Here is a 25,791-nt window from a genome sequence, read left to right on the forward strand (position 1 = left end):
TGGAGGTCCTATGCAGGACCTCCACAGCCACCCCTTATCCGGCTGCGCCGGACTTTCCCCTATTCAGGGGACAGAATAAACCTCTCTATGCTTTTTCTTAGCGTCATGTGGCACACTGCCCAGCGCCCATAGTGTCCCGCGGTAAGCGGTCAGCGGATAGCGGACAACTGTCCCACTATCTCACTGTCCCACTAGCACACTAGTACACTATCCCACTATCTCACCAGCCCCTATTCCCCCAGCACCGGTTTTTTCTCTGCAATGCCCACTTTTCTTGGGTAGGTCTTGGGGCAGGGGGCGGTTTTACGGATGTAGAGGATGGTGCGGCGGTCTCCTCCCGGAAGGGTGAGTTCTTTTTTCTCTTCCAGGGCGCCGTGAAGTTCGCGGAGGATTTTCCCTGCGGTTTTCATTTCCTCATCGGCTCCCGGCCCTTTCATGGCCGCAAAAACGCCGCCTACTGCCACGAAGGGAAGGGCCCATTCGGAGATAACGGGCATGGCTTTGACCGCCCGGGCGGTGACTACGTCGAAGGATTCCCTGGTCTTTTTGCGCCGTCCCCCTTCTTCCGCTCGGATGTGGAGGCATTTCACGTTTTTGATGCCCAGATCGGCGCAGGCGCCTTCGATGAAGGCCAGTTTTTTCCGGATGGAGTCCACCAGAAGGAACTGCATATCCGGGCGCAGGATGGCCAGGGGCACGCCGGGGAAGCCGGCGCCGGTGCCAAGGTCCAGCACCCTTCCCTTTTCCGGGAAATATTTTTCATCATATACGGTGAGTGAATCGTACACATTCTTGATCAGACTTTCCTCTACGTCCTTAATGCCGGTGAGATTCACTTTACCGCTCATGGCAATGACCATGGCATTGTACTCAGTCAGCTTTCTTGCGGCCTCCTCATTGGCCGGAAGGCCCAGGGCCTCCATCATTTCGCAGGCTGTCATCTTTTTCTTTTCTCCTTCCAAAAAGAAATATGTGATGAAATGGTCCTTCTTCCCCTATTTTCCCTGTGGGAAGAAAGGATGGATATATAAAGGGGGGCGCGGCTGCGCCGCAGGTTGTATAAAAGGGTTGTGTAAAAGGGTTGTGTAAAAAGGTTCCCAGGTTTGATCGGCCTGTCGGCCGGAGGGTTCTTAGGTTTGACAGTCGCCTCTAGCGGCATTTATACTGGCGCCGCAGGCGCCCTGCCTCCCCAGCGGCAGCGATATTACATAACTCCCCTTTGAACCAGCCCGGAAGGCGAAGCCCTTCCCGGGCCGAACCGGGGCACTGAGAGGCAATAGCCTCGACAGTGCCCTGAACCCTCTGAACCCGCTTTGCTTTCGGGAATACAGTTTCCCGCCGCCGGTGACACTGCCCCCCTATTTCGCCGCCTTCATTCTCTTGACGTACACCATGAGCACGGACATGTCCGCCGGAGAGACGCCGGAGATGCGGGAGGCCTGGCCCAGGGAGAGGGGACGGATTTTGTCCAGTTTCTGCCGGGCTTCGATGGAAATCCCTTCCAGATGGAGATAGTCTATGTCCTTTGGCATTTTTTCGCTTTCCATGCGGGCCGCTTTCTTCACCGCCGCTTCCTGGCGGGCAATGTAGCCTTCGTACTTCACGGTGATTTCCATTTCTTCCACCGCTTCAGGGTCAAAGACCGGGCAGCCCAGGACATCCACCATTTTCCGGTAGGTCATTTCCGGACGCTTCAGGATCTTGTCGGCCCCCATGCCGGTGGTAAGGGGCGCGGAGCCTATGCTTTCCAGGGCGGCATTCATTTCCGCCTTGGGGGTGAAGCGCTTGGTGCGGATGTAGGCCATGGCTTCTTCAAATTTTCTCTTTCTTTCCAGGAAATGCTGGTACCGGTCTTCTGTTACCAGGCCGATATCGTAGCCCTTCTGGGTGAGTCGCAGGTCCGCATTATCCTGCCGGAGGATGAGCCTGTATTCGCTGCGGCTGGTCATCATGCGGTAGGGTTCGTTGGTGCCCTTGGTGACCAGATCGTCAATGAGGGCACCGGTATAGGCTTCATGGCGGCCCAGGATGAAGGGGTCTTTTCCCTTGATTTTAAGGGCGGCGTTAATGCCTGCCATAAGGCCCTGGGCGGCGGCTTCCTCGTAGCCGGAGGTGCCGTTGGACTGGCCGGCGGAGTAAAGGCCGGGGAGTTTCTTCACTTCCAGGGTGGGATAAAGCTGCAGGGGATCCAGCAGGTCGTATTCAATGGCGTAGGCGGGACGCATGACTTTCACGTCCTCCAGTCCCGGAATGGTGCGGAGGAAGGCGTACTGCACATCAATGGGCATGGACGTAGACATGCCCTGGACGTACATTTCATTGGTGTCAAGGCCTTCCGGTTCGATGAAGAGCTGGTGCCGTTTCTTGTCGGGGAAACGGACTACCTTGTCTTCAATGGAAGGGCAGTAGCGGGCGCCTACGCCGTGGATGAGGCCGGCGTACTTGGGGGCACGCATGAGATTTTCCCTGATAATGGAGTGGGTGGTTTCATTGGTATAGGTGAGCCAGCAGTTTCTCTGGTTCCTGTCTTCTCTTTCATCCATGAAGGAGAAGGCATGGTTCTGCGGGTCTCCTTCCTCTAGCTGCATATGATCCAGATGGAGGCTCCGGATATCTACGCGGCTGGGGGTGCCGGTTTTGAAACGGAGGATGTCAATGCCGTGTTTTCGCAGGTTTTCGGACAGTCCCACCGAGGGGCGCATGCCGTTGGGGCCGCCGGAATACATGGTTTCACCGATAATGATTTCGCTGTCCAGATAGGTGCCGGTGCAGAGGATCACCGCTTTTGCCCGGTATTCTTCATGAAGTTCCGTGGTAATGCCCACGCATTTTCCGTCTTCTACAATAATATCCATCACCTGCACCTGCTTCAGGTCCAGGTTGTCCGTGTTTTCCACCACCTGCTTCATGTAGCGGTGATAGGCATTCTTGTCGGACTGGGCGCGGAGGGCGTACACCGCCGGCCCTTTCCCCAGGTTCAGCATACGCATCTGGATGGCGGTCTTGTCCGCTGCAATGCCCATTTCTCCGCCCAGAGCGTCGATTTCCTTCACCAGATGGCTTTTGCCGGGGCCGCCGATGGCAGGATTGCAGGGCATCATGGCCACGTTTTCCAGGGAAATGGTGGTAAGGAGGGTTTTGCAGCCCAGCCGGGCCGATGCCAGGGCCGCCTCGCAGCCCGCGTGGCCTGCGCCTACCACGATTACATCATACGTATCAATAAGATACATGGTTTCCTTCTTTCTTCAATAAAAAGCAGCCAGAGGCTGCTTCCTTAATATAACAAGCCGATACTTTATTATATAAAATATGGCAGTAGTTTAAAAGGGGGCACGGCGTCAATAGGATGCCTGAGTATCCCCAAACGCAAAGGGGGCGCGGCTGCGCCGCAGGTTGTGTAGAAAGGTTGTGTAAAAGGTTCTCAGGTTTGACCGGCCGTTGGCCGGAGGGTTCTCAGGTTTGACGGGCCCATAGGGCTCGAGGGTGGTGGTATCGCCCTGTCGGGCGATGCCTTTGCTTCGCAAAGGAAGGAGCCTGCATTACGTGCTTATCTTCCCTCCGTCACAGTCATTCTGAGCGTAAGCGAAGAATCTTTGTACATGCCGATAGTGTCTCATCTACCGATAAATACCAGTCGGCGGGAATTGGCGACCTATGGTCGCCACCCCCTATCCGGCGCCGCCGGACTTCTCCACAGGAAAGCGTCTCACTTGGTTCTCAGGTCGCTTCGCTCCCCTACGAACCAAGTTCGCTTGCCACCCCTATTCAGGGGGAAGAATAGGCCTCTCTACGCTTTCCACCGGCGAACAGCTGACAGCCGATAGCCGACAGCCGACAACTGTCCCACTGTCTCACCAGCCCACTATTTCCCCACGCAGAACCGTTCGAAAATCTTATTAATCAGTTCGTTATCCACTGTGTCGCCGGTGATTTCGCCCATGCGGTTCCAAGCTTCCACCAGATCTACGGTAATGCAGTCGGCGGGCATATTGTCTTCCAGGGACTGCTGTGCCCGGCGGACGGCTTCCAGTGCTTTTTTCACCAGGTCCACATGGCGGAGGTTGGTGAGGAAGAGCTGTCTTCCTGCGTCCCGGTCCTGGGTTTCGGTAAGGCGGCGGAGGGCTTCTTCCAGTTCTTCCATGCCGCTGCCGTAGCGGGCGGAGAGGGATACCACCGGCGCATCTCCTGAAAGGGTCTTGATTTCTTCTGTGTCCACTTCCTGGGGAAGGTCGTATTTATTAAGGATGACCATGGATTTTCTTCCCTGCAGGGAGGAAAGGAGCTCCCGGTCTTCCTTTTCCAGAGGATGGGAGCCGTCGATGACGGCCAGCACCAGGTCTGCCTGTTCCATGGATTTCCTGGCCCTTTCGATGCCGATTTTTTCCACTTTGTTGTCGGTTTCCCGAAGGCCGGCGGTATCCATGAGCACCAGGGGGACGCCGCCGATTTTGATGGATTCTTCGATGGTGTCCCTGGTGGTGCCGGGGATGTCGGTGACGATGGCCCGGTCTTCCTGGAGAAGGGCGTTAAGGAGGCTGGATTTTCCGGCATTAGGCTTTCCTACAATGGCGGTGCGGAGGCCGTCTTTGATGATGCGTCCTTCTTCCGACCGTTTCAGCAGGGAGGCAAGGCTTTTTTCAATATCTGACAGGCCTTCGCCGATTTCTTCATTGGTGAGGTCTTCCAGGTCTTCTTCCGGGTAGTCGATGGTGACTTCCAGTTTGGTAATCAGGTCGGTGAGCTTGTCCCGTCCTTCCTTTACGAAGCGGAAGAGGGCGCCGGAGAGGTGGCTTTCCGCCTGGGACAGGGCGGCGGAGCCTTTGGCTTCGATAATATCCATCACCGCCTCCGCCTGGGAGAGATCCAGCCGGCCGTTCAGAAAGGCTCTTTTCGTAAATTCGCCGCGGCTGGCAGGGAGGGCGCCGTTTTCCAAAGCCAGCTCCAATGTCTCCCGGAGGGCTTCGGTGGAACCGTGAATCTGGATTTCTACCACGTCTTCGCCGGTGTAGGAATGGGGTGCCTTCATGTACACCGCCAGCCCTTCATCCACCTTCTTCTCCCCTTTTTTCACGTGGCCGAAGTACATATGGTAGGGCAGGGCCTCTGCAAAACTTTTGATTTTTTTCGTATGAAACAGGGCATCCGCCACGGAAACGGCATTCATGCCGCTGATACGCAGGATGCCTATGCCCCCTTCGCCGGGGGCGGTGGCTATGGCTGCAATGGTTGTTTCTTCGTACATATGGAACTCCTTAAGGAAAATAGATTGAAATTTATATATCTATTGTATCAGAGTCCGCCATCAATGTCATGGGGCTTTCCATCTGTATGGCACAGGCGGCGAATGGGACAATAAAAAAGGCCCGGAAGAAATGGTTGATATTTCTTCTGCGCCTTTTTTCATCAGGAGGAGTAGTCCAGGTCTACATAGGCCAGGAAATCGTAGTCCGGATATTTTGCCTTCATCTTTTTCTCTATTTCACGGCACACTCCGTCCCTGTCCTTTTCATCAAAGCTGAAGACAAGGTCGAAGTTGGTGAAATGTTCTTTTTCATCCACATAGAAGCCGTGAATCTGCAGGATATGGGGATAGTCCTTCATTATCATCCGAAGGCTCCGTCTCATGTTCCGGGCGGTTTCCGTATCTTTATTGGATGCATAAATGCCGATGGTGAGGAATACGCCGAATTCATCCAGCACGGTACGCATGATTTTTCTTGTCAATATCTGGATGTCCCTGGCGGTCATGGCATCTGCCACTTCGATGTGGACGGAGCCGCTGTTCCTGGCAGGGCCGTAGTTATGGACTTCCAGGTCGTAGGCCCCCAGGACGCCTGGGAAGGAGGTGACTCTGCTCTTGATTTCATGGGACAGGCTGTCGTCAATGCGAAGGCCGATGAGGTGGTCCAGGGTGTCCTTCAGGATTTCATAGCCCGCTTTCAGGATGAAGACGGAAATGATGAGGCCCAGTATGCCTTCCAGGTTCCAGCCGAAGACCAGATTGAGGATGGCGGACACCAGGGTGGCGCTGGAGAGAATGGCGTCGGAGAGGGCGTCGGTGCCGGAGGCGGTGAGGGCCTGGGACTTCAGCCGACGGCCCTGATGGATTACATACTTCCCCAGTACCAGCTTCACCAGAATGCCTGCCACGATGATACCGAGGGTGAGCATGGAGTAGTGGGTGTCCGGCGGTTCCATCACCTTTTCCAGGGACTCCTTGAAGGCCCCTGCCCCTGCCAGAAGCACGATGACGGCGATGATGGCGGAGGTGAAGTATTCGATCCGTCCAAATCCGTAGGGGTGCTCCCTGTCCGGCGCCCGGCCGGCCAGGAGGGTGCCTGCGATGGTCACCAGGGAGGAAAAGGCATCGGACAGGTTATTCAGTCCGTCCAGCACTACCGCAATGGAGTTGGCCATGAGCCCGGCTCCTGCCTTCACTGCTGCCAGAAATACATTGGCCGCCGCTCCCTGAATACTCACCTTCACGATTTCTCTGTTCCTGTTCATCTCTGTCACCTGTCTGCCCTTTCCATCCTTATGGCTGTTCGATATACCGGGTGCACTACCCGTGCCACCTTGTCCATAGATTCCGTCGGTTCAAACCGTTCTACCACATGACCTTCACGGTCTACCAGAAATTTGGTGAAATTCCACTTAATATCGGGGTTTTCCTTATAATGCCAGTCCCGCTGGCGGAGGAAAAGGCTCATGCCCAGAGCCTTGGCCCCTTTTCCGAAGCCTTGGAAGCCTTTTTCCGATTTCAAATAGGTATAGAGGGGAAGTTCATGGGGCCCGTTCACATTCGCCTTTTTCATGCGGGGGAAGGTGGTGTGATATTTCAGGGAGCAGAACTTTTCTATGCCCGCATCGTCTTCCGGCGCCTGCCCCAGAAACTGGTTGCAGGGAATGTCCAGAATTTCCAGCCCCTTCTTCCGGAAGGCCTGGTACAGTTCTTCCAGCGCCCGGTACTGGGACGTGAACCCGCAGTGGGTGGCTGTATTGACGATGAGAAGCATCTTTCCCCGGAATTCTTCCAGGGCCACGGTTCTGCCCTGGTTATCCTCCAGCTTGAAATCATAAATACTCATAAGTACCTCCTTGTGTCCCCGGCTGCTTCTTATTCTGCCAGCAGCTTTTCGATTTCCGCTTCCATGGAAACGGGGGACGCCGTCGGTTCGAAGCGGTCCACCGGCTGGCCTTCGCGGTTTACCAGGAATTTGGTGAAGTTCCACTTAATGGAGTCCCCTTCCAGGTATTCCGGGAAATGGCTCTTCAGTGCATTGGTCAGCATTTCCGTGCTGGGGGAGTCGGGATCAAAGCCCTTGAATTTCTGTGCTTCCGTGAGGTATTTGAAGAGGGGCTGTGCATTGTCTCCCCGTACGTCTCCCTTTTCGAAAATCTGGAAGGTGACGCCGTAGTTCAGGCGGCAGAATTCCTGTACTTCCTGGTTGCTGCCCGGTTCCTGGTGGGCAAACTGGTCGCAGGGGAAGCCCAGGATTTCCAGACCCCTGTCTTTATACTTCATGTACAGATCCTGCAGTTCCTTGAACTGGGGAGTGAATCCGCACTTGCTGGCGGTATTTACGATAATGAGCACCTTGCCCTTGTAGTCAGCCAGGGATTTTTCCTCGCCTCTGCTTGTTTTTGCTTTGAAATCATATACGTTCATGGGAATTCCCCTTTTCTATTATATTACTTATTGAAATGTATGGGAAATAATGAATATGCTGCCTTACCGGAGCAGGGCGTCAATGCCTGCCTTGTCGAAGCCAAGGACATAGTCCTTATCGTTCACTGTGGTGATGGGCACCATGGTGTCGCCGGTGAGCTTGTAGCAGGCATCCCGGTCTGCTTTGTTTTCTTCAATGTTGTGGACTTCGAAATCCACATTTCTGCTCTTCAGGTATTTCTTGACCTTTTCGCACCAGGGGCATTCGTTGATGGAATATACTTTAACCATGTTTTTTTCTCCTTTATATCAATGACTATATCAAATACTTATGAAATCAATTCCTTCCCAGTTTTTCGAGATACTGTCCGGCCAGCAGGGCAGCGGTGGTGCCGTCGGCTGCAGCGGTGGTGAGCTGGCGGATTTCCTTTTTCCGCACATCCCCTGCGACAAAGACGCCGAGGATTTCAGTCCTGCAGTCTTCTCCCGCCGGAATCCTTCCCTCTTCCAGGGAAATCTCCCCTTCAAAGAAGGCGGTATTGGGTTCTACGCCGATATTGACGAAGACGCCGTCCACTGCCAGATTTTCCGTTTTTCCAGTATCTTTGTGGATCAGGTCTACGGAAGAAAGCCAGCCTTCCCCATGAAGGGCAATCACTTCCATTTCCAGAAGGATTTTCACCTTGGGGTTGGCCCGAAGAGCTGCCTGGGATACCTCATCCGCCCGCAGCTGGGAGCGGTGAATGAGGTACAGCCGGTCCGCATAGCGGGTAAGGAAATTGGCTGCGTCCACTGCCGCATTGCCTCCGCCTACTACGGCAATGGTCTTGCCTTCATACCGGTGTCCGTCGCAGAGCTCACAGTAGTGTACGCCCTTTCCGGCATACCTGCGTTCCTCGGGAAGAGGAAGGCGCCGCCGGTTCATGCCGGATGCGATGATTACCGCCTGGGTGTCATACATATGCTCTTCCGTTTCCACGATTTGGGAGCTGCCCTTGAGGCTCACCTTCTGAATGGTGTCAAATTCGTCGATTTCAGCGTCGAATTTTTCCGCCTGCTTCTGCACAGTGCCCATGAGGTCGCTGCCCGACACTTCCAGGAAGCCGGGATAGTTTTCAATGCCTGTGGCATTAGCGATCTGTCCTCCGATGATCCCGTTTTCCAGGACCAGCACGGACAGATTCATCCGCCCCGCATAGAGGGCTGCGGTGAGGCCCGCCATGCCGGCCCCGATAATGATTACGTCTTTATGACTTCTGATTTTGGCCATCCACCTGTCTCCTTTCATTGATTGGTGTTTCTGTTCTTCTATGTGAAGCGCAGCCGCCTGCCGGAGGATGAACGGGTGGTGACCGTCACCATTACGAAAGAAGGCATGGCCCTTCGGGAAAAGGCAAAGGCCATCCCCCAGGCCCTGGCCTGCCGCCTTGCCAAAAAGGGCGACTTGTTTACGCCGGAAAAAGTGGATACCTTAAGGAAACAGCTCTACCGCATTATCGACGCCCTGGGGAAGGACTGATTTTCATAGGGGAGAAAGGGACTTCCCTTATTCTTTCCATATAAAGACATCCTGTCCGAAGGGCAGGGTGTTTTTTGCTGCCAGTCGCAGAGCAGCCCAAAAAAGGGGGGCTGTGAAAAAATGCAGAAATGACACCGCTGCCACTCCACCTCACTGTCATTTCCACCGCAGCAGGCCATGGCCTGCGCGGAAAGAACCATGTCATACGCAAAAAGGCTTTGAAGAAAACGGAATCATTTCTTCAAAGCCTTTTTTGCCTGCCGGTTATAAAAAAAGAGGGGCGCACCCCTCTTTTTTATCTGTCTTATTTCAGAACCTGGCGAAGCATCCAGATTTCTTTGTAGAAGCTTTCGATGTAGTCGTCCATGAGGGCGCTGGTGAGGTAGTCCCCTGCTTCATCAGCCGCTTTCTTCACATCCAGCACATCGTCCCGGAGAAGTTCGAAGTCCTTCAGTACGGAAGCAAATGCTTCTTCCGAGGTGAGTTCCTTGTTTTCCGCTTCTTCCACAGCGGTGAGAGCCAGGAAGCCTTTCAGTGTGGATTCAGGCTTGAGGGAGAGCTTCAACATATCCTCTGCCACGCCGTCCACCATGCCGGCAATCATGTCATAGTAGCTTTCCAGTTTCGGATGATCATCGAAGAAATGATATCCTTTCAGGTACCAGTGATAGCTCTGCAGTTTGTGGTACTCCACAACCAGGTCCGCCAGCAGTTTGTTCAGTAATCTTTCCATGATAATTCCTCCTTGTATTAAAAATTGAATTTGATTTTTTATTTCAGAAACCGTATCTGTTTATCTCGATTTCTGATATAATTATATCGTCAGAAATGAAATAAAAATAGCAAAATCATATCCACTTTTATAACAATCGTATCAATTGAGGTGAATTATGAAATCCTATGCGCTCATCCCCGGCACCCCTGCTGCCGGCAATGCGAAAATGAAGACACTCTATGCAGGAAAGGAGAAGGGGGAAGAAAACACATCCTCCCTCACCCACTGGCATGAAGAGGCGGAATGCATTACCCTGCTCGCCGGCTCCCTTGATTTCCAGGTCAATGAAAGGGTCATCCCCCTCCATGAAGGAGACACCCTCTTCCTCTTCCCCGGGGTTATCCACAAAAACGGGCCGGAGCCGCCGGGCACCACCCTCATCCGGGTGCTGGTGAACGAGGAGGTAATGACGGCGGACAGGGAAATCCAATGCCGCCTCATCCGTCCCTTCCTGGAAAACAGGCAGTCCGATTTCCTTTATATTCCCGCTTCCCGCGACAGGGACGGAGCCCTTTCCTCCCTGCTCCAGGATATGGAAAAGGGAAGCCATGAAAAAGGGCTTCTGGGGCGGCTCAAGGTCATCGCCCTTCTCCATCTCCTCCTTTACCGGCTGTGCCTCCTCTTTCCGCCGGAAAAAAAGAAGGGCCCCCTCGCCTCCCCTTCAGACCGACAGGTCCTGAAGGATATGGCCGACTACATCCGCAGCCGCTACGGGGAAAAAATCACACTGGACGACATTGCCGCCGCCGGAAAGGTGTCCCGCAGCAAGTGCTGCTCCATTTTCAAAACCTACATGGACTCCTCACCCATCGATTATGTGAACGGCTACCGGCTGGGCGTGAGCCGCACCCTTCTGGAATACCAGGACACCTCCATCCAGGATATTGCCTATGCCTGCGGGTTCTCCAGCCAGAGCTACTTTACCAAACTCTTCAGCCGCACCTTCCACATGACCCCCAGGGAATTCCGCGCCTCCCACCGGGCAGGGTAAATGCCTCTGCCCCATATGACAGAGTGCTGGGGAAGCGCCGATTCATTTACTGACTGCTTTTATTCCTGAAATCCTACACCATGCAGGAAATGGGACGAATAGAACTCCCCTCTTTCCTGCATTCCCTTGTATCGCCATACAAAAAGGGGCTGTGAAAAAATGATTTACATTTTTTCACAGCCCCTTTTTATATATTATGATTTCAAAGTGTCCTTCCCAAATCCAGGGCCATCTGCTTATCCTTTTCCGGGGGACGGCCGGCGATGGTAAGGTAGCCGCCAATCATGGCGCCGTTTAAGCCCGCTGCCAGGGCAAAGGCCTGGAGGTCCCGGAGGGCCGTTTCCCTGCCGGCGCAGACGCGCATAATGGCATGGGGCAGGATGAAGCGGTAGAGGGCAAATATGCGGAGCACTTCCACCGGTTTCGGCGGTTTGTTTTTGCCGGAGGGAGTGCCGGGAATGGGGCTGAAAATATTGAGGGGCACGCTGGTAACGTGGTGGCTCCTGAGGGCGAAGGCCATGTCGATGCGGTCTTCATCCGTTTCACCCAGACCCATAATGCCGCCGGAGCAGACTTCGAGGCCCGCCTTCTGGATGCGGCGGATGTGGTCTTCCTTTTCTTCGTAGGTGTGGGTGGTGCAGATATGGGGGAAATAGTGCTGCGCCGTTTCCAGATTGCAGTGAATGCGCTGGCAGCCCGCTTCTTTGAGCTGTTTCAGCTGGTCATCGGTTAAAAGGCCCAGAGAGCAGCAGACAGAGAGTTTCGTCTCTTTCGTAATGAGCTTCACTGCCTTCACAATGGAGGCAAACTGCACAGGGTCGCTCTGCCCCCGCCCGCTGGTGACGATGCCGAACCGTTCCGCGCCGTAGGCTTCTGCCTGCTTTGCTTCATGAAGCAGGTCTTCCGGGCTCCGTAAAGGATATTCCTTTACGCCGGTATGGTACCAGCCTGACTGGGCGCAGAATCTGCAGTTTTCCGTGCATCGGCCGCTTCTGGCATTCACATCGCTGCAGAAACGCATCTTGTCTCCGCAGAAGGTTTTTCGAATCTTGTCGGCTGCCGCCATCAGGAAGAGGGGCTCCTTCTTTCCCGCTTCATTGAGCTTTCCTGCTTCCTCCCTGGTGATATCGGTGCCTCCAAGGATTTTATTCATACAGTCTTCAATATATTTTACGTTTTCATCCATATGGCTATGTTTCACTTCTTCCCATGTCTGCGCTCCTTGAGCGCAAAAGGTTCTAAAGTTTGACCGGCCCCTTCAGGGCCAGAGGGTTCTTAAGTTTGACAGCGGCTGTGCCGCTGAGGGTTATGGCGGCGGCTGACGCCGCAATATATAGGCCGCTTAGCGGCCAGGGTTCGAAGGGTTCAGAGGGTGGTGGTGGCGCCCTTGGGACACGCCTTCGGCGTGAGGGTTCAGAAGGTTCAAAGGGTGGTGGTAGCGCCCTTCGGGCGCAATAAATAAGCTGGCGCCGGAGGCGCCGTACCCCGCCAATACAGTGGTACTTTATAACTCCCCTCTGAACCAGCCCGGAAGGCGGAGCCGATTCCGGGCCGAACCTGAGGTGCTAAGGGGCTTGCCCCGACAGCACCTTGAACCTGGGCGCCGTAAGGCGCCTGAACCCCCTTGCGTTCGGGAATACAGCCTTCTAACGTCTGCCGTCTGATTATCTGATGTCTTCCCGCCGACTGGTATTTACCGATTCCCCCTCACTTACTATTCTTACCGAGATTCTTCGCTGCGCTCAGAATGACCGGTGGGAGGCGGGAAGGGGGGGGACAGCGGACAGCCGTCCCACCAGCCCACTATCTCACTAACTCACTAGATCACTAGCACACTAGCACACTAGCACACTGTCTCAGTTCAAATTCGGCGCTGTCTGTGTTCTCCCCAGATCGTGGAGCATGGCAATATCATCCTGGGGATCGCTTCCCTTGCTGGTGAGGTAGTTACCGATCATGACGCCGTTCATGCCGCCGGCCAGGGCCATGGACTGGAGGCTCCGGAGGTTGATCTGCCGTCCGCCGGCGGTGCGGATCTGGGCCTTGGGGAGGACGAAGCGGAACATAGCAAAAGAGCGGAGGATTTCAAGGGGAGAAAGGCGCTTGTTGTGCTCAAAGGGGGTACCGGGGATAGGATTCAGTACGTTCAGCGGCACGGCGTCAATATGCATTTCCTTCAGATGGAATGCCATTTCCACCCGCTGGTCCAGGGATTCGCCAAGACCGATAATGCCGCCGCAGCAGACGCGGATGCCTGCTTTCTGAGCACGGGCTACGTTCTCCGCCTTTTCCTCCGCTGTATGGGTGGTGCACACTTCCTTGAAGAAGGAAGGAGCTGACTCGATATTGCAGTGCAGGCGGCTGATACCGGCTTCTTTCAGCTGGTAAGCCTGTTCCTGGGTGAGGAATCCGAGGGAGCAGCATACTTCGATGCCTACTTCCTTGCGGATACGACGGATTAAGTCGAGAATTTCCGCAAAGTCCTTCGGATTTCTCTGGTCACGGCCTGCAGTAACAATATCGAAACGGGCTGCTCCGGCTTTTTTCGCTCTCTTAGCCGCTTCAATGACCTCTTCTTCCGGAAGGAATTTATAGGTTTTTACACCTGTATTGTAACGGGCAGACTGTGCACAGAATTTGCAGTCCTCCTGGCAGGAGCCGCTCCTTGCGTTGATGATAGCGCAGAGATCCACGCCCCGGCCGGAGAATTTCTGGCGGATCTTGTCGGCGCAGGCCAGGAGAAGCATGGTATCTTCATCCCTGGTGCGGATCAGGGCTCTGGCCTCTTCTTCGGTCAGTTCTCCGCCGTCCAAAACTTTTTCAGTCCATTTCAAAATCTGTTCACAGCTGCTTTCCATTGCAAACCACTCCTTTTATAAAATCACCTGCTGTCAGATAGCAGGGTACTGCCTTGATAAAACCTTACGTGCAAACGTAATAGAAATATTCGTGTTTCACAATGGTGCGGAATACTTCTATCTGTATGAAATTGTATATGAAATCAAAGCTGAGGCTGGGTCATGGAGCGTCCCAGATCTTCGGTCATCCGGATATCCTCCTTCGGATCCCGTCCGCCGGTGGTAAGGTAGCCTCCCACCATAATGCCGTTCAGGCCGCCGGTCAAAGCATAGGCCTGCAGACTGCGGAGGTTCACTTCCCGGCCGCCGGCGGTGCGGATGAGCGCCTTCGGCAGAACGAAGCGGAACATGGCGAAGGTGCGGAGCACTTCCAGCGGCGGCAGGCGGCGGTTCGTATAGAAAGGCGTGCCTTTCACCGGATTCAGAATGTTCATGGGGATGGAATCGATGTGCATGGATTTCAGTTTGAAGGCCATTTCCACCCGCTGGTCCAGGGATTCGCCCAGGCCGATGATGCCGCCGGAGCATACCCGGATGCCCGCCTCCTGGGCGGTGCGGATGATGACTTCCTTATCTTCCATGCTGTGGGTGGAGCACACTTCCGGGAAATAGGAAGGTGCTGTTTCGATGTTGCAGTGGATTCTCGTGATGCCTGCTTCCTTCAGGCGGATGGCCTGCTCTTTGGTAATGAGTCCCAGGGAGCAGCACACTTCGATGCCTACCTGCTCACGAATTTTCTTCACAATATCGATGATTTCCTCAAACTCATTGGGATTGTCCTGGTTTCGTCCGCTGGTGACCAGGGAGAAACGGACAGCGCCGGCTGCCTTGGCTTTCTTCGCCGCTTCCAGAATTTCATCTTCCGGAAGGAGCCGGTATACTTTGGCACCGGTATGGTACCAGCCCGACTGGGCGCAGAACTTGCAGTTCTCCTGACAGTGGCCGCTTCTGGCATTGATGATGGCACAGAAATCCACGGCATTGCCATTGAATTTCTGGCGGATTTTATCCGCCATAGCCAGGAGCAGCATGGTATCCTCATCTTTGGTACGGATTAATTTCTTTGCTTCTTCTTCTGTAATCTCACCGCCATCCATGACTTTTTCAGCCAATTTGATAATTTCTGCACAAGCACTGTCCATAATGAAAACTTCCTTTCACAATCGGAGCGCCTGCGTTTCAAATTGTTACCTTGTGGTTAAGTATAAAATAAACAATCAAATCTGTCAATCCTGTTATTTATAGTAGTTGACAATATGTTGACATAATTGCTCTGGTGCCGCTTTTTAATATTTCTTTATCTTCCTGCCGTCCGCCTTATTCTATAATAAAGAAAAGACAGGGAAAGGAGGTCTGGGCCATGGCAGGAAAAAGAGAAACCAACAGGGTGTCCTACTATTTTCTAAAGGAGAAAAAGATACTGGCCATGACGGCCTTAAGCGGCATCCTTTACAACCTGGGCCTCGTCGCAGTCCCCTGGTTTGAAGGGCACATATCCCAGTACCTGGCAGACATTTTGGAAGGGACCCGCCAGCCTTCTTCCCTGGTATTCCTTGCCCTTTCCTACTTTTTCACCGTCCTTTTCGTACAGGCCATGCGGTATGTGAAACGCCTCTATGTGCGCCGTTTTGCCAACAACACCATACTGTCCATGAAGGAAACGATCTATACCAGGCTCCTTCAGGAAAATCGGCAGGACCTTGAGGGCCAGGGCGCCCGCTGGATGACCCGGGTCATTTCCGATGTAGAAGCCTGCGCCGAAGGCATGCGGAAATTTACGACGGAACTCTTCGATACCGGCGTAGCCCTTCTCGCTTACAGCGCCTTTCTCTTCTACTACGACTGGCGCCTCACCTTTCTGGTGCTTCTTTTCCCTCCGGCCGCCTACCTTCTGGCAGACAGGCTGAAGAAACCGGTCACCAGCGCCGGCCGCCAGGCAAAGGAATCAGCGGAGCGCCTGGCCCAGGGCACCATGGACCGGCTGCGCCATGCCCTGACCTACCGTCTCTATGGAGAAGAAGCGGCAGCCGATGAGCGCTACCGCCGCCGGCTCACCGATTATGAAAAGCGGCGGATCCGCCAGGGTCTTTGGGAAAACAGCATGGAACCGCTCTACCGGGTCATTGCCATGACCGGGTCTCTCCTCATTCTCTGGCTGGGCGGGAACAATGTGATGGGCCAGGGCTGGGAAGACTGGAACATTGCCGCCTTTGCCGCATACCTTGCCTGCTTTACAAGGCTGGCGGTGAAATCCTCCCATGCGGCCCACCTTTTCAATGCCCTGCAGAAAGCGGACGTTTCCTGGCACCGCATCCGTGATTTTCTAACGCCTCTTTCGGAGACGGCCCTGCCGGCTGCCAGGCCGGACCGCCTCACCGTGAGCCATGTATCCTTTACCTACCCCGGCGCCAGCCATGCTGTCATTCAGGACTGCACCTTTTCCGCCGCCCCCTCGGACATCATAGGCATTACCGGAGGCACCGCCTCCGGCAAGTCCACCCTGGGCCGCCTTTTCCTCATGGAATCTCCCCATGAAGGGTCGATTACCTGGGGCAAAAAGGAGCTGGGCCGGGACATATCCCCCCTGTCTCTCATAGGCTATATGGGCCATTCCATGGAGCTCTTCAATGCCTCCCTGGAAGATAATATAGGGCTTGGGAAAAAAGGAAATCTGGACGAAGCGCTGTGGGGTGCCTGCCTTGCCGAAGAAGCCGCCGCCTTTCCCCAGGGTGTAAAAACAGTAATCGGAGAAGGAGGCATCCGCCTTTCCGGCGGCCAGCAGGCCCGGGTCATGATTGCCCGCCTTCTCTACCACCGCCGCCCCCTCCTCATCCTGGATGACCCCTTCGCGTCGGTAGACAGGGAAACGGAAGACCAGCTCTTTGACCGCATCCATGCCCTGTGCAGGGATTCCATCATCCTACTCATTTCCCACCGTCTCCGCACCTTCCCTAAAACCAGCCAGGTCCTGTGGATAGGAAAGGACGGAAAAGTCACCACATCTACCCATGAAAAACTGCTGGCGGAAAATGAAGACTACCGCCGGCTCTGGGCTCTGCAAACCACAGAGATGCATGAAAGTCATTGCGAGGAAAGGAGGTAACCCCCATGGACCATCCCACTTCGGGCCTGAAAGAAATCACTGCTTCCTCTTTCACCGCCCGCCCGGCGCTGACTGCAGCCCTTTCAGGAACCATTTTCCTTTCCCTCTTTCTCAGCATCCTTCCGCCGCTGGTACTGCAGAGAGCCATTGATGCCCTGACCGCTGGAAAAGCAGAGAGCTCCCTCCTTCTCTTCTGGGGCCTGCTGTACTTTATTCTCACCGCCCTTAGCGGCCTGTCAGAGGGAATAAGGGAAACGCTGATTACCATGTTCGGCCAGTCCGTCACCAAAAGGATACGGCAAGCCATGGCAGCCAAGCTGAGCCGCCTTCCTGCCGCCTTCTTTACCGGCCGCGGTGAAGGCAGCACTGCCTCCCTTTTCGTCAATGATGTGGACACCCTGGAAGACCTCTTCGACTCCGGCATTATCAGCATGGCCGTAGACAGCTGCCGCCTCTTTTCCATACTGGCTGCCGTATACTGGCTGAGCTTCGGCCTATTCCTGCTGCTCCTTGCAGCCCTTCCCTTTCTCTTTCTTCTCACCCGGACCTTCCAGCATCACATGCTGACTGCCCAGATAGAAAACAGGAAAGCCATTGCCTCCACCAATGAGCTCATTCCCGAAACCTGCCGCAATATCCGCACCATCCGCCTCCTTTCCTGTGAAAATTTCATGAAGAAAAAATATGCCGCCGCCATTACCAGGAGCTTTCAGTCCATGGAAAAGACAAACTTCTACGATTCCATTTACTCTCCCATCATCCTTACCACCAGCGCCCTTCTCATATCCCTCATGGCCATTCTCTCCGTAAGCCCGGAGGGAGCCAACCTTTTCGGCATGACCGCCGGCACCGCCGCTGCCCTCATCGCCTATGTGGGAAAAATCTTCTCCCCCTTGGAAAGCCTGGGCATGGAAATAGAAAATATCCAGTCCGCCATGGCCGGCGTCCACCGGATCCGGGAATTTATGGAAGAGGAGGAAATGGCCCTGCCGAAAGAGAAGGGAAAGAAGAATGACCTGCCCCTCCGTATCAGCCATCTTTCCTTTGCCTATGAAAAAGGCCATCCCCTTTTCAAAGATTTCAGCCTCACCCTGGAATCCGGCTGCCATCTGACTCTCACCGGCCGCACGGGCAGCGGGAAAAGCACCCTCTTCAAACTCATTACCGGCCTCTATCTGCCTGACAGCGGTACCATTGCCCTCTTCGGCATGAATCCCGCTGCCATTTCTCCCAAAGAACGAAGAAAGATCTTCGGCATCGTGAGCCAGTCCTTCCCCATAATTGATGGCACCGTGAGAGACCAGATCACTTTGGGCGATATGCGCATCACTGACACCATGACCGCATCAGCCCTCAGGATTTCCGGGCTGTACGAAACAGTGATGGCCCTTCCCCAAAAACTGGATACCCCTTTCCAGGACAGCCTTTTTTCAGAAGGAGAAAAACAGCTCCTTTCCATTGCCCGGGCCCTGGTATTCCAGCCGCCCCTCCTCCTTCTGGATGAAATGAATGCCCATCTGGATTCTCTGACAGAGCAGAAAGTGATGGACGCCCTGTCCCGGGCCTCCAGCCACCGCACGGTACTCTCCATTTCCCATCGTCTGGGAAAGGCCTGCCAGGGACCGGTGCTCTGTATAGGAGAAGGAAGAGGGGAAGGGAGGCCATAATTGAACTGTGTCTTTTGGGCACGCCTCTGGTGTGAGGGTTGACGGGACTTCGTCCCTCTGTGATTGTCCCACCGCCTGCGGGGGGGAAGGTGGTACGCAGTACCAAAGGGGGAAAGGGTTCTTAAGGTTCTTAAGTTTGACGCGCCTTCGGCGCGAGGGGGGTGGTGGCGGCTTCGCCGCAGATTTTAAAGAATGCGTTTCTCTCCTCCCTGTTACTTGCCCACCCCCATTCAGGGGTGGGTGGCGAGCGCAGTGAGCCAATCACCAGAATGCGTATCATGCCATATGACACAGAAAGTTAATCCCGTAACGCTGACTTCATGCTCATCGCCCCATAGGGCGATACCACAACCCTCGGCCCGAAGGGCCGTCAAACTTAAGAACCCTCCGGCCGTCAGGCCGGTCCATCCTAAGAACCCTTTTCCACAACCCTTTTCCACAACCCTTCTACACAACCCGCGGCGCCAGCCGCGCCCCCTCTTTTCCCCACGAAAAAAGGCTGTGAAGAAAGGATTGCCCTTTCTTCACAGCCTTTTTTTATTCGCTAAGGGAGGTGAGGTAATTTTCCAGTTCTTCCGCCAGGCGGTGGTTGCCGGTAAGGCCCGGCGCCAGGGGGATGAAGCGGAGGCTGTAGTCTTCGTCGCTTTTCCCCGGGATTTCTCTGGGGAATACGGCCCACACTTCTTTGACAGGGCGGCTGTCCCGGAGGGAGGTGATTTCGTCGCAGTCTCTGTAGAAGCGGGTGTTCATGTCCCGGTAGGCGTTGAACTGGCGGCGCAGGCTGGCGCTTCTTGTTTCGTCCTGCCAGAGGAAGAGGATGTCCCGGTATTTGAAGTCCGCCACCAGGGAGCCGTAGTAGAGGCCTCCTTTATAGTAGTCCAGGCGGAGGTCCGGCTGGCGGTGGGGGTTATTGGTGTAGAGGGGATGGTCCTTCCTGTCGGTGTCTGAGGAGGAGGCAGGAAGGATGCCGTCGTAGATGAGGTGCACTTCTTCGCCGTCCCTTTTCAGCTTGATTTCCGTGCCCGATTCCAGGGAGGAAAGGCGGTACCGTCCTTCTTCCTTGATGACGGTAATGCCTTCTTCCAGTTCCCATCCCCTGGCGGTCAGGGCCTTGATGAACTGGAGGAAGCTCCAGAGTTCATAGAGTTTGTCCGTCCGTTTCCACTGGAACTGGTAGAAATTGGATACGTCAAGGCTCTGGGCAGGGCGGGAGAGGTTTTTATAAAGGCGGTACAGCACGCTGTACCGGGGGTCCATGACCACGGTCATAGGCACTTCGCTCAATCTGTCTGCCCGGGCTTCTTCAAACCAGGGCGCCAGGGTGACTCTTCCGATGCCGCTCCGTATGCGGCGGGCACGCTGGCGGTAGAGGCGGAGGCGGGAGAGGGCGTTTTCTCCTGTCTTGTATTCCAGGCCCCAGGTGTATTTCTTCAGTTTCTCCTGCTTTTCCTCCAGCCGCTTCACGGGGCCTTCGATTTCATCCAGGAACTGCTGGAGGATCCGGTCCAGGGCCAGAAGGATGGACTTGGCGAAACGGTTTTCCGCCACGTCCCTGGTGATTTCCGTGCGCAGCGCCGGCATACGGGGCGCCCCCGGCCTTTCTTTTACGTGCTGGGGCCGGATGTGGGGATCCGGCCGCCTTCCTTCTTCCCGCCGGATCTGCTTCAGCTTCAGCACTATGCGGGCGTTGGCGGTGTGGGACAGCTCGTCCAGCACGTTCATCACCACCGGCGATTCGTCGCTGATGGTATAGAAGCGGAGAAGCATGGAGGGGGAAAGGCCCAGGACCCCTTCCAGGGCTTTGGAAATATGGATGTTCCGCTTCATGAAATCGAAGGACAGTGTCCTGATTTCATCAGCCAGTTCGTCCCGCATGTCCTGCCAGCTCTGTTTCCCCATGTACTTCGGTTTGATTTCCATGAGGCCGTACCAGCTTTTCCCGTTTCCCTCCACCGTGAGCACGTAGTATCCCGGCACCAGGGGGAAGTCCTGGCCTTCGAAGAGGAGGATGGCCTCCCCCGGCCGGTGGGCAGGGGTGATGTAGGTCTGCCCGTTTTCCCTTTCCTGTCCCGGCAGGGTAACCACGTCCAGGCCGTCCATGGTGAAGCGGAAGCCCCGGGGCGCTTCAAAGCGCACATAAATGTCCTGGTTTTCCGTAAAGGTGAGGCCCGGCTTCACTTCCTCCCCCAGTTCCGACGGGTCTTCGGTGAAACGGTTGAAATAGCGGACGCCCTTGTCCCAGCCGCCGGAAAAGGTGAGGGTAAAGGGGAGCTTAGATGGTGTAATCATAGAGTTTCAGCTCCCTGGCTTTTTCTTCCAGCACCCCGCGGGCCGAAGTGAAGGGGGACAGGCTGTTGAACCGGTTCAGCACCTCCAGCAGGGATCCGGTGACCTCGCCTTTGTCATTGGTGGACACCAGGGATGCCAGCTGCTGGGAGGAGCCCCGGATTTTGGTGAAGATGCGCTGCACCACCTGGGCGTCCAGGCCGTCGCTTCTGGTGAGGGAGAGACCGTCCGGAATGTTTTCCAAGTAGCGGCCCATCTGCCGGGCGATACGGAAGCCGATGCCGCACTGCATGCCGCTCTTATGGAAAGCGTCGTTCAGGCCGTCCAGAAGGTTCAGTTCCTCTTCCGTCAGGCCCAGGCCGTCACGGACGCAGAAACTTTCGAAAAGGGGCGCCGGAAGTTCCGGGAAATCGGTCTTTTCCGTTTTTCCCAGGGAAAGGAGGTCGTGGAAACGGCCCTGGTGGAGGGTAATCACATTGGCCCGGTCAAGAATCTTGTCGGAGAAATGGTAGGTGGATTCGTCCACATTCACTGTGCCTGTGAAAAGCACATTCCTGCCGATGGGGATTTCCGCCGGATAAGCGTCGCCGTTGTAGAGCTTGCTCCGAAGGGCGGGGTTGTACAGGCGGATGACCGGATTTTCTTCCTTTTCCAGCACCGAAATGAACTGGGCGAAATAGTGCTCCGCCCGGGCCAGGTTCATTTCATCGAAGCAGATGAGGAACATATCCTCCGGATGGCGGGCTGCGTCGATGAGAAGCTCGGCGAGACCTGTGTCGGCGCTGCGGTACACCATGTTCTTCATATCCACATAGCCAAGGATGTCACCGTCATCCATCCAGGAAGGCCGTACCGCCAGGAAGCGCACATGATCCTCCAGCAACCCCAGCGCCCGGCCGTAGAGACGGACCAGCCCCGATTTGCCGGTGCCGCTCATGCCTGCCAGAATGGTGAGGCGGGATGATTTCAGGGAAATATGGAAATTGATGAGATCCTCCTTCTCATAGAGAAGGCCGGAGCAGTCCGCCTCCTCCAAAAGGCGGCCCAGGAAATCCACCTCTTCCATAGGTTTTTCCTTCTCCTCCGAAAGGATTTCCTCCTCCTCGTCGTCCACCGGTTTGATTTCCCCCTTCGACGTAAGGGAGTGAATGATCCGCTCCACATCTTCCTCGGTGTAGAGCCTTTCCGTGTGGTCATCGCTGTCGATGGTTACGCTGTCCTCCCCGGCGAAAGGATTCACCAGTACCCCGCTGTCCGCCAGAAGGTCGCCGTCCGCCGGCACGGGCTTCAGGTTCAGTCTGAAATCGGGGATGAACTCCTGCGGCACGAACCACAGAGGGGAATGGGTGCAGCGGAGGATATGGGAAAAGAGCTCCGAATTTTTGAAATCCACCACGCCGTAGCCCAGGGGCCCCTTATTCTTCACATGGAAATAGGCTCCTCCTTCCCCGATAACCGTGGAATCGAAGGCATCATCGTAGAGCGGTGCAAACACCACCCAGGGGCCAAGCCTGCCCTCGAAATTCTTCGTAGCCGCCACAATCACCCGGGGCTGCACATCGTTGTTCCAATACTTCTTCGACAGTCCCGGCAGCGGCTTCCCGGTGAGGATATGGCTGCAGAACTTGTTAATGTCCCCGCCGAAGGGCGGCTGATCCACCGTGCCGAACGCAGGGATGGGATAAAAGTTGTGATCCACATCCATGAAAGCGGTGGTTCCCTCCAGCTGCATATCATCCAGCACGAAAAACTTGTTATTCCGGATAGCCGGCGTAAAGGTGACAAAGGCATCGCCGAAAACAGTCTCCAGATAATGGAGAGCGTCCGCCTCATTGGCAAAGGCATTGTACCCGCAGCCAATGCGGCTCATAAACCCCGTAAACCCGTGCTTCTCCGAATCCTCAAACCCCTTGGGCAGCGGCGACAGAGCATCCACAAAAAAACGATAGTCCTTCATCCCCGGCTGCGGCGTAGACAGCTTCACCCCGGGACGCACCCGCCCCAGCACCTTGCCGTCCGCCTGCCGAAGCGCAAAAAAACTATCGGAATTCCCATAATTTGAATTATAACTTCCCATATGCAATTTCCTTCTTTCCAGGGAAACCGCGCCGGACACCCTGCATCGATGAAATCCCTTTCATCCCCGTCGTCCATCACACAGCCGCCCTAAAATCCTGTACGAAAACCCTTTCGTATCAAAAGAGAGGAACACCCTCCCATGAAACAAGGAAGCACCGCTTCCCCTGCGAAATAGACAGATGATGCCTATTCCTGAGATCTGTAAGACCCCTAAAATGCCTTGCGGCACAGCCGAAAATAACCCTTTTCAAGCTTTCTTCTATTTTAACATAAGAGAAGAAAGGGTTCTATAGGATATAGGGGCCGCGGTGCGCAAGGGGCGCGGCTGCGCCGCAGGTTGTATAGAAGGGTTGTGTAGAAAGGTTGTGAAAAGGAAGGGGCAGCGGATTGACCGGCCCGCTGGGCCGGAGGGTTCTGAAGTTTGACGCCCGCTTTGCGGGCGAGGGTTGTGGAGGTGCCCTATGGGCGCAATATAAAATCAGCGTTACAGGGCTTGCATTTGTGCCACTATGGCTCCCCCGTCATTTCGAGCGGTGGTATATGTCGGTATGAATCACATTGTTTCATGGAGCCAGTGAAACAGAGCCGAGAAATCCCCCCGCAGAATGCTGCCTTGCGATTAGTCAGCCACAAAAGGGGGCCTGCCGGACAAGTCATTCTGAGCAAAAGCGAAGAATCTCCGTAAGCGCCGATAGTGTCTCCTCTGCCGGTAACTACCAGTCGGCGGGAAGCACATGAAACAATCAGCAGCCACCCGATTCAGCGGGGAGATTTCTCCACTCCGCTTCCGACCGTCGAAATGACGAAAGAACGGGGCAGCTGAAGTCTGAAGTCTGACTGTCTGACCGTCTGATGTCTGATGCCTGACGCCTATAACCTCTTTCGGGCGTACAGTCCCGCGCCCCACAGCCATCGGTCAGCGGATAGCGGACAGCCGTCCCACATTCCCATATGCCCTACGATTTTCCCCCACGAACCACCTGAAACGGTGTATAATAAAAAAAGCGTAATCTGAAATCAAAATACAAGGAAAGGTGGAAATACTATGTACAACCTGATTTTCAAAAGAAGAAGCGTCCGTTTCTTTAAAGACCGGGACATTTCCAAAGTAGACATGCGTGAAATCCTCCGCGCCGGCATGTGGGGTCCCTCTGCCAAGAACCGCCAGCCCTGGAAATTCATCGTGGTGAAGGGGGAAAGCAAGAAGACCGCCCTTGCCCTCATGGAAAAGGGCATTGAAAGATCCGAAAAAGGCGAAGGCGTCCTGGCCGGTGCCCCGGAGCTCTACACCAACGCCCGCTTCACCCTGCAGTGCATGCAGCAGGCTCCGGTACTGGTATTTGTAGTAAACCCCAACGGCCGTCCCCTCACCGACAACTGGACCACCGCAGAAAAAATCCATGAACTTTCCGACGTACAGGCCATCGGCGCCGCTGCAGAAAACATGGCCCTCCAGGCCACCTCCATGGGCATCGGAAGCCTTTGGATCGGCAACATCTTCTTCGCCTACGAAGAACTCCACGAATGGCTGGGCGAAGGAGAAATGGTGATGGCCATGTCCTTCGGCTACCCCAACCACAACCCCTGCCCCCTGGCAAGAAAAAGCGAAGACGACGTCATCGAAGTCAGACTGTAATCAAATACAAAAAAAGCACGGCCCCACGGCCGTGCTTTTTTAATGTCCCGTTCCATATGGCGCCACCACTTACCAGCCCCTCCGTCATTTCGATGGCCAGAAGCGGAGCCGAGAAATCTCACGCTGCCTATGTCGCCACTGCCATTCCGCCCCACCGTCATTTCGAGCGCAGCAGAGCGGAACCGAGAAATCTCCTGCCACTCATGGAACCACTGCCATTCCGCCCCACCGTCATTTCGAGCGCAGCGAAGCGGAACCGAGAAATCTCCTGCCGCCTATGTTGTCGCTGCCGTTCACATCACCAGTACACTAGTACACCAGTACACTAATCCACCAGTACACCAGTCCACTGCTTCCCTATTTCCCAAGCCCCTCTATACTCTCCTGCATACTCTTCGCCGTATCCATGAGACGGCCTGCCTTGGTCATGAGTTCATCCATGCGGTCGTTTTTATATTCATGCACCGTCATGCCATCGGTGAGAAGGCGGCTTCCCGGGCGGCCGCCGGAAATCTTCACGTACAGATCTCCCACCACACCGGACGTATCAATGGTAAAGCGGGCGTCCTCAGGAATCTGCGTCTTCTTCCGGATATACAGATCCAGCACCGCCTGCCCGTCCTTCACATGGATCTTATGGACATTGCCCACATAAACCCCGGCATAGAGCACATGGGCATTTTCCTTGATGCCCTGGGCATTGTCAAACACCGCATGCACCTCATAGGTATCTTTATGAAACCAGCGGGAAGGTTCAAGAAATAAACCGGCAGCGCCGATAAAAAGCAGCAGGATAAACACTGCCATACCGATTTTCGTTTCCCGGCTCATTCTATGCCTCCTTCATGGGCCGCTTCGCGGCCCGGGTTCAAAAGGTTCGTGGACACGCCCTGAGGGCGTGAGGGTTCAGAGGGTTCAGAAGGTTCGCCCTTTGGGCGAACGTGGGGGCGCGGCTGACGCCGCAGGTTGTATAGAAGGGTTATGAAAAGGAAGGGGCAACGGATTGACCGGCCCACTGGGCCAGAGGGTTCTGAAGTTTGATGGGCCCTATGGACCCAAGGGTGGTGGATTGCCCCACAGGGGAAACGACTCACTGGATTTTCAGTCGTCTGCCGACTCCTTACAGCACGGCTATCACCGACTCACGATATTTTGCGGGTCACTGAGTTCCTTCATCCACTGCTGTCACTGACTCACTGGATTTTCGG

The 25,791-nt window shown here is 55.0% G+C and carries 20 protein-coding genes; 5 read left to right on the forward strand and 15 right to left on the reverse strand.

What is annotated here, in order from left to right; all coding sequences use genetic code 11:
* Window positions 1-230 precede the first annotated feature (230 nt).
* The 8 genes from rsmG to B2Y11_RS04485 form a co-directional block, all read right to left on the reverse strand.
* Entirely contained in the window at window positions 231-941 is a 711-nt protein-coding gene (gene rsmG, locus B2Y11_RS04450) for a 16S rRNA (guanine(527)-N(7))-methyltransferase RsmG (RefSeq protein WP_291056720.1), read from the reverse strand.
* Window positions 942-1,358: 417 nt separating this feature from the next.
* Window positions 1,359-3,230, reverse strand: a complete 1,872-nt coding sequence (gene mnmG, locus B2Y11_RS04455) for a tRNA uridine-5-carboxymethylaminomethyl(34) synthesis enzyme MnmG (RefSeq protein WP_291056723.1) — start codon at window positions 3,228-3,230, stop codon at window positions 1,359-1,361.
* Between the two features lie 632 nt (window positions 3,231-3,862).
* A complete protein-coding gene (gene mnmE, locus B2Y11_RS04460) occupies window positions 3,863-5,242 on the reverse strand; it encodes a tRNA uridine-5-carboxymethylaminomethyl(34) synthesis GTPase MnmE (protein WP_291056726.1) in 1,380 nt (459 codons plus the stop codon).
* Between the two features lie 161 nt (window positions 5,243-5,403).
* Entirely contained in the window at window positions 5,404-6,507 is a 1,104-nt protein-coding gene (locus B2Y11_RS04465) for a cation diffusion facilitator family transporter (protein WP_291056727.1), read from the reverse strand.
* 5 nt (window positions 6,508-6,512) lie between these two features.
* Entirely contained in the window at window positions 6,513-7,088 is a 576-nt protein-coding gene (locus B2Y11_RS04470) for a glutathione peroxidase (RefSeq protein ID WP_291056729.1), read from the reverse strand.
* A 29-nt stretch (window positions 7,089-7,117) separates the two neighbouring features.
* Window positions 7,118-7,669, reverse strand: coding sequence for a glutathione peroxidase (locus B2Y11_RS04475; RefSeq protein WP_291056731.1), 552 nt, complete (start codon window positions 7,667-7,669; stop codon window positions 7,118-7,120).
* A gap of 63 nt (window positions 7,670-7,732) precedes the next feature.
* Window positions 7,733-7,960: a glutaredoxin family protein gene (locus B2Y11_RS04480; protein WP_291056733.1), complete on the reverse strand. Its 228-nt coding sequence runs from the start codon at window positions 7,958-7,960 to the stop codon at window positions 7,733-7,735.
* 46 nt (window positions 7,961-8,006) lie between these two features.
* The gene (locus B2Y11_RS04485) at window positions 8,007-8,939 is read right to left on the reverse strand and encodes an NAD(P)/FAD-dependent oxidoreductase (protein ID WP_291056735.1); all 933 of its coding nucleotides are present in this window, start codon (window positions 8,937-8,939) and stop codon (window positions 8,007-8,009) included.
* A gap of 42 nt (window positions 8,940-8,981) precedes the next feature.
* Here B2Y11_RS04485 and B2Y11_RS04490 point away from each other — a divergent pair, with 42 nt between their 5' ends.
* Entirely contained in the window at window positions 8,982-9,188 is a 207-nt protein-coding gene (locus B2Y11_RS04490; RefSeq protein ID WP_291056737.1) for a hypothetical protein, read from the forward strand.
* A gap of 304 nt (window positions 9,189-9,492) precedes the next feature.
* On the opposite strand, the gene B2Y11_RS04495 is transcribed toward B2Y11_RS04490, so the two are convergent.
* A complete protein-coding gene (locus tag B2Y11_RS04495) occupies window positions 9,493-9,921 on the reverse strand; it encodes a Dps family protein (protein WP_291056739.1) in 429 nt (142 codons plus the stop codon).
* A 157-nt stretch (window positions 9,922-10,078) separates the two neighbouring features.
* Here B2Y11_RS04495 and B2Y11_RS04500 point away from each other — a divergent pair, with 157 nt between their 5' ends.
* A complete protein-coding gene (locus tag B2Y11_RS04500; RefSeq protein ID WP_291056741.1) occupies window positions 10,079-10,954 on the forward strand; it encodes an AraC family transcriptional regulator in 876 nt (291 codons plus the stop codon).
* Between the two features lie 202 nt (window positions 10,955-11,156).
* On the opposite strand, the gene bioB (B2Y11_RS04505) is transcribed toward B2Y11_RS04500, so the two are convergent.
* The 3 genes from bioB (B2Y11_RS04505) to bioB (B2Y11_RS04515) all read right to left on the reverse strand — a co-directional run bounded on the left by bioB (B2Y11_RS04505) (window position 11,157) and on the right by bioB (B2Y11_RS04515) (window position 14,954).
* Entirely contained in the window at window positions 11,157-12,107 is a 951-nt protein-coding gene (gene bioB / locus B2Y11_RS04505) for a biotin synthase BioB (RefSeq protein ID WP_291056743.1), read from the reverse strand.
* Between the two features lie 703 nt (window positions 12,108-12,810).
* The gene (gene bioB / locus B2Y11_RS04510) at window positions 12,811-13,812 is read right to left on the reverse strand and encodes a biotin synthase BioB (RefSeq protein WP_291056745.1); all 1,002 of its coding nucleotides are present in this window, start codon (window positions 13,810-13,812) and stop codon (window positions 12,811-12,813) included.
* Between the two features lie 143 nt (window positions 13,813-13,955).
* On the reverse strand, window positions 13,956-14,954 hold the full coding sequence (gene bioB / locus B2Y11_RS04515; RefSeq protein ID WP_008859716.1) for a biotin synthase BioB: 999 nt from the start codon (window positions 14,952-14,954) through the stop codon (window positions 13,956-13,958).
* Between the two features lie 218 nt (window positions 14,955-15,172).
* Between bioB (B2Y11_RS04515) and B2Y11_RS04520 the strand changes: the two genes are divergently transcribed.
* Together B2Y11_RS04520 and B2Y11_RS04525 are read left to right on the forward strand one after the other, a co-directional pair.
* Window positions 15,173-16,915: an ABC transporter ATP-binding protein gene (locus B2Y11_RS04520; protein WP_291056748.1), complete on the forward strand. Its 1,743-nt coding sequence runs from the start codon at window positions 15,173-15,175 to the stop codon at window positions 16,913-16,915.
* 5 nt (window positions 16,916-16,920) lie between these two features.
* The gene (locus B2Y11_RS04525; protein ID WP_291056750.1) at window positions 16,921-18,582 is read left to right on the forward strand and encodes an ABC transporter ATP-binding protein; all 1,662 of its coding nucleotides are present in this window, start codon (window positions 16,921-16,923) and stop codon (window positions 18,580-18,582) included.
* 537 nt (window positions 18,583-19,119) lie between these two features.
* Here the strand turns inward: B2Y11_RS04525 and B2Y11_RS04530 are convergent.
* On the reverse strand, window positions 19,120-20,871 hold the full coding sequence (locus tag B2Y11_RS04530; RefSeq protein WP_291056752.1) for a DUF2357 domain-containing protein: 1,752 nt from the start codon (window positions 20,869-20,871) through the stop codon (window positions 19,120-19,122).
* Window positions 20,855-22,945, reverse strand: coding sequence for an McrB family protein (locus B2Y11_RS04535; protein ID WP_291056754.1), 2,091 nt, complete (start codon window positions 22,943-22,945; stop codon window positions 20,855-20,857). The genes B2Y11_RS04530 and B2Y11_RS04535 overlap by 17 nt, the downstream gene beginning before the upstream one ends.
* Before the next feature lie 1,047 nt (window positions 22,946-23,992).
* Between B2Y11_RS04535 and B2Y11_RS04540 the strand changes: the two genes are divergently transcribed.
* A complete protein-coding gene (locus B2Y11_RS04540) occupies window positions 23,993-24,583 on the forward strand; it encodes a nitroreductase family protein (protein WP_291056756.1) in 591 nt (196 codons plus the stop codon).
* Window positions 24,584-24,940: 357 nt separating this feature from the next.
* On the opposite strand, the gene B2Y11_RS04545 is transcribed toward B2Y11_RS04540, so the two are convergent.
* Window positions 24,941-25,414, reverse strand: coding sequence for an MlaD family protein (locus tag B2Y11_RS04545; protein ID WP_291056758.1), 474 nt, complete (start codon window positions 25,412-25,414; stop codon window positions 24,941-24,943).
* Window positions 25,415-25,791: the final 377 nt, after the last annotated feature.

The organism is Dialister sp. UBA1703, from assembly GCA_002320515.1.
Classification (GTDB): domain Bacteria; phylum Bacillota; class Negativicutes; order Veillonellales; family Dialisteraceae; genus Dialister.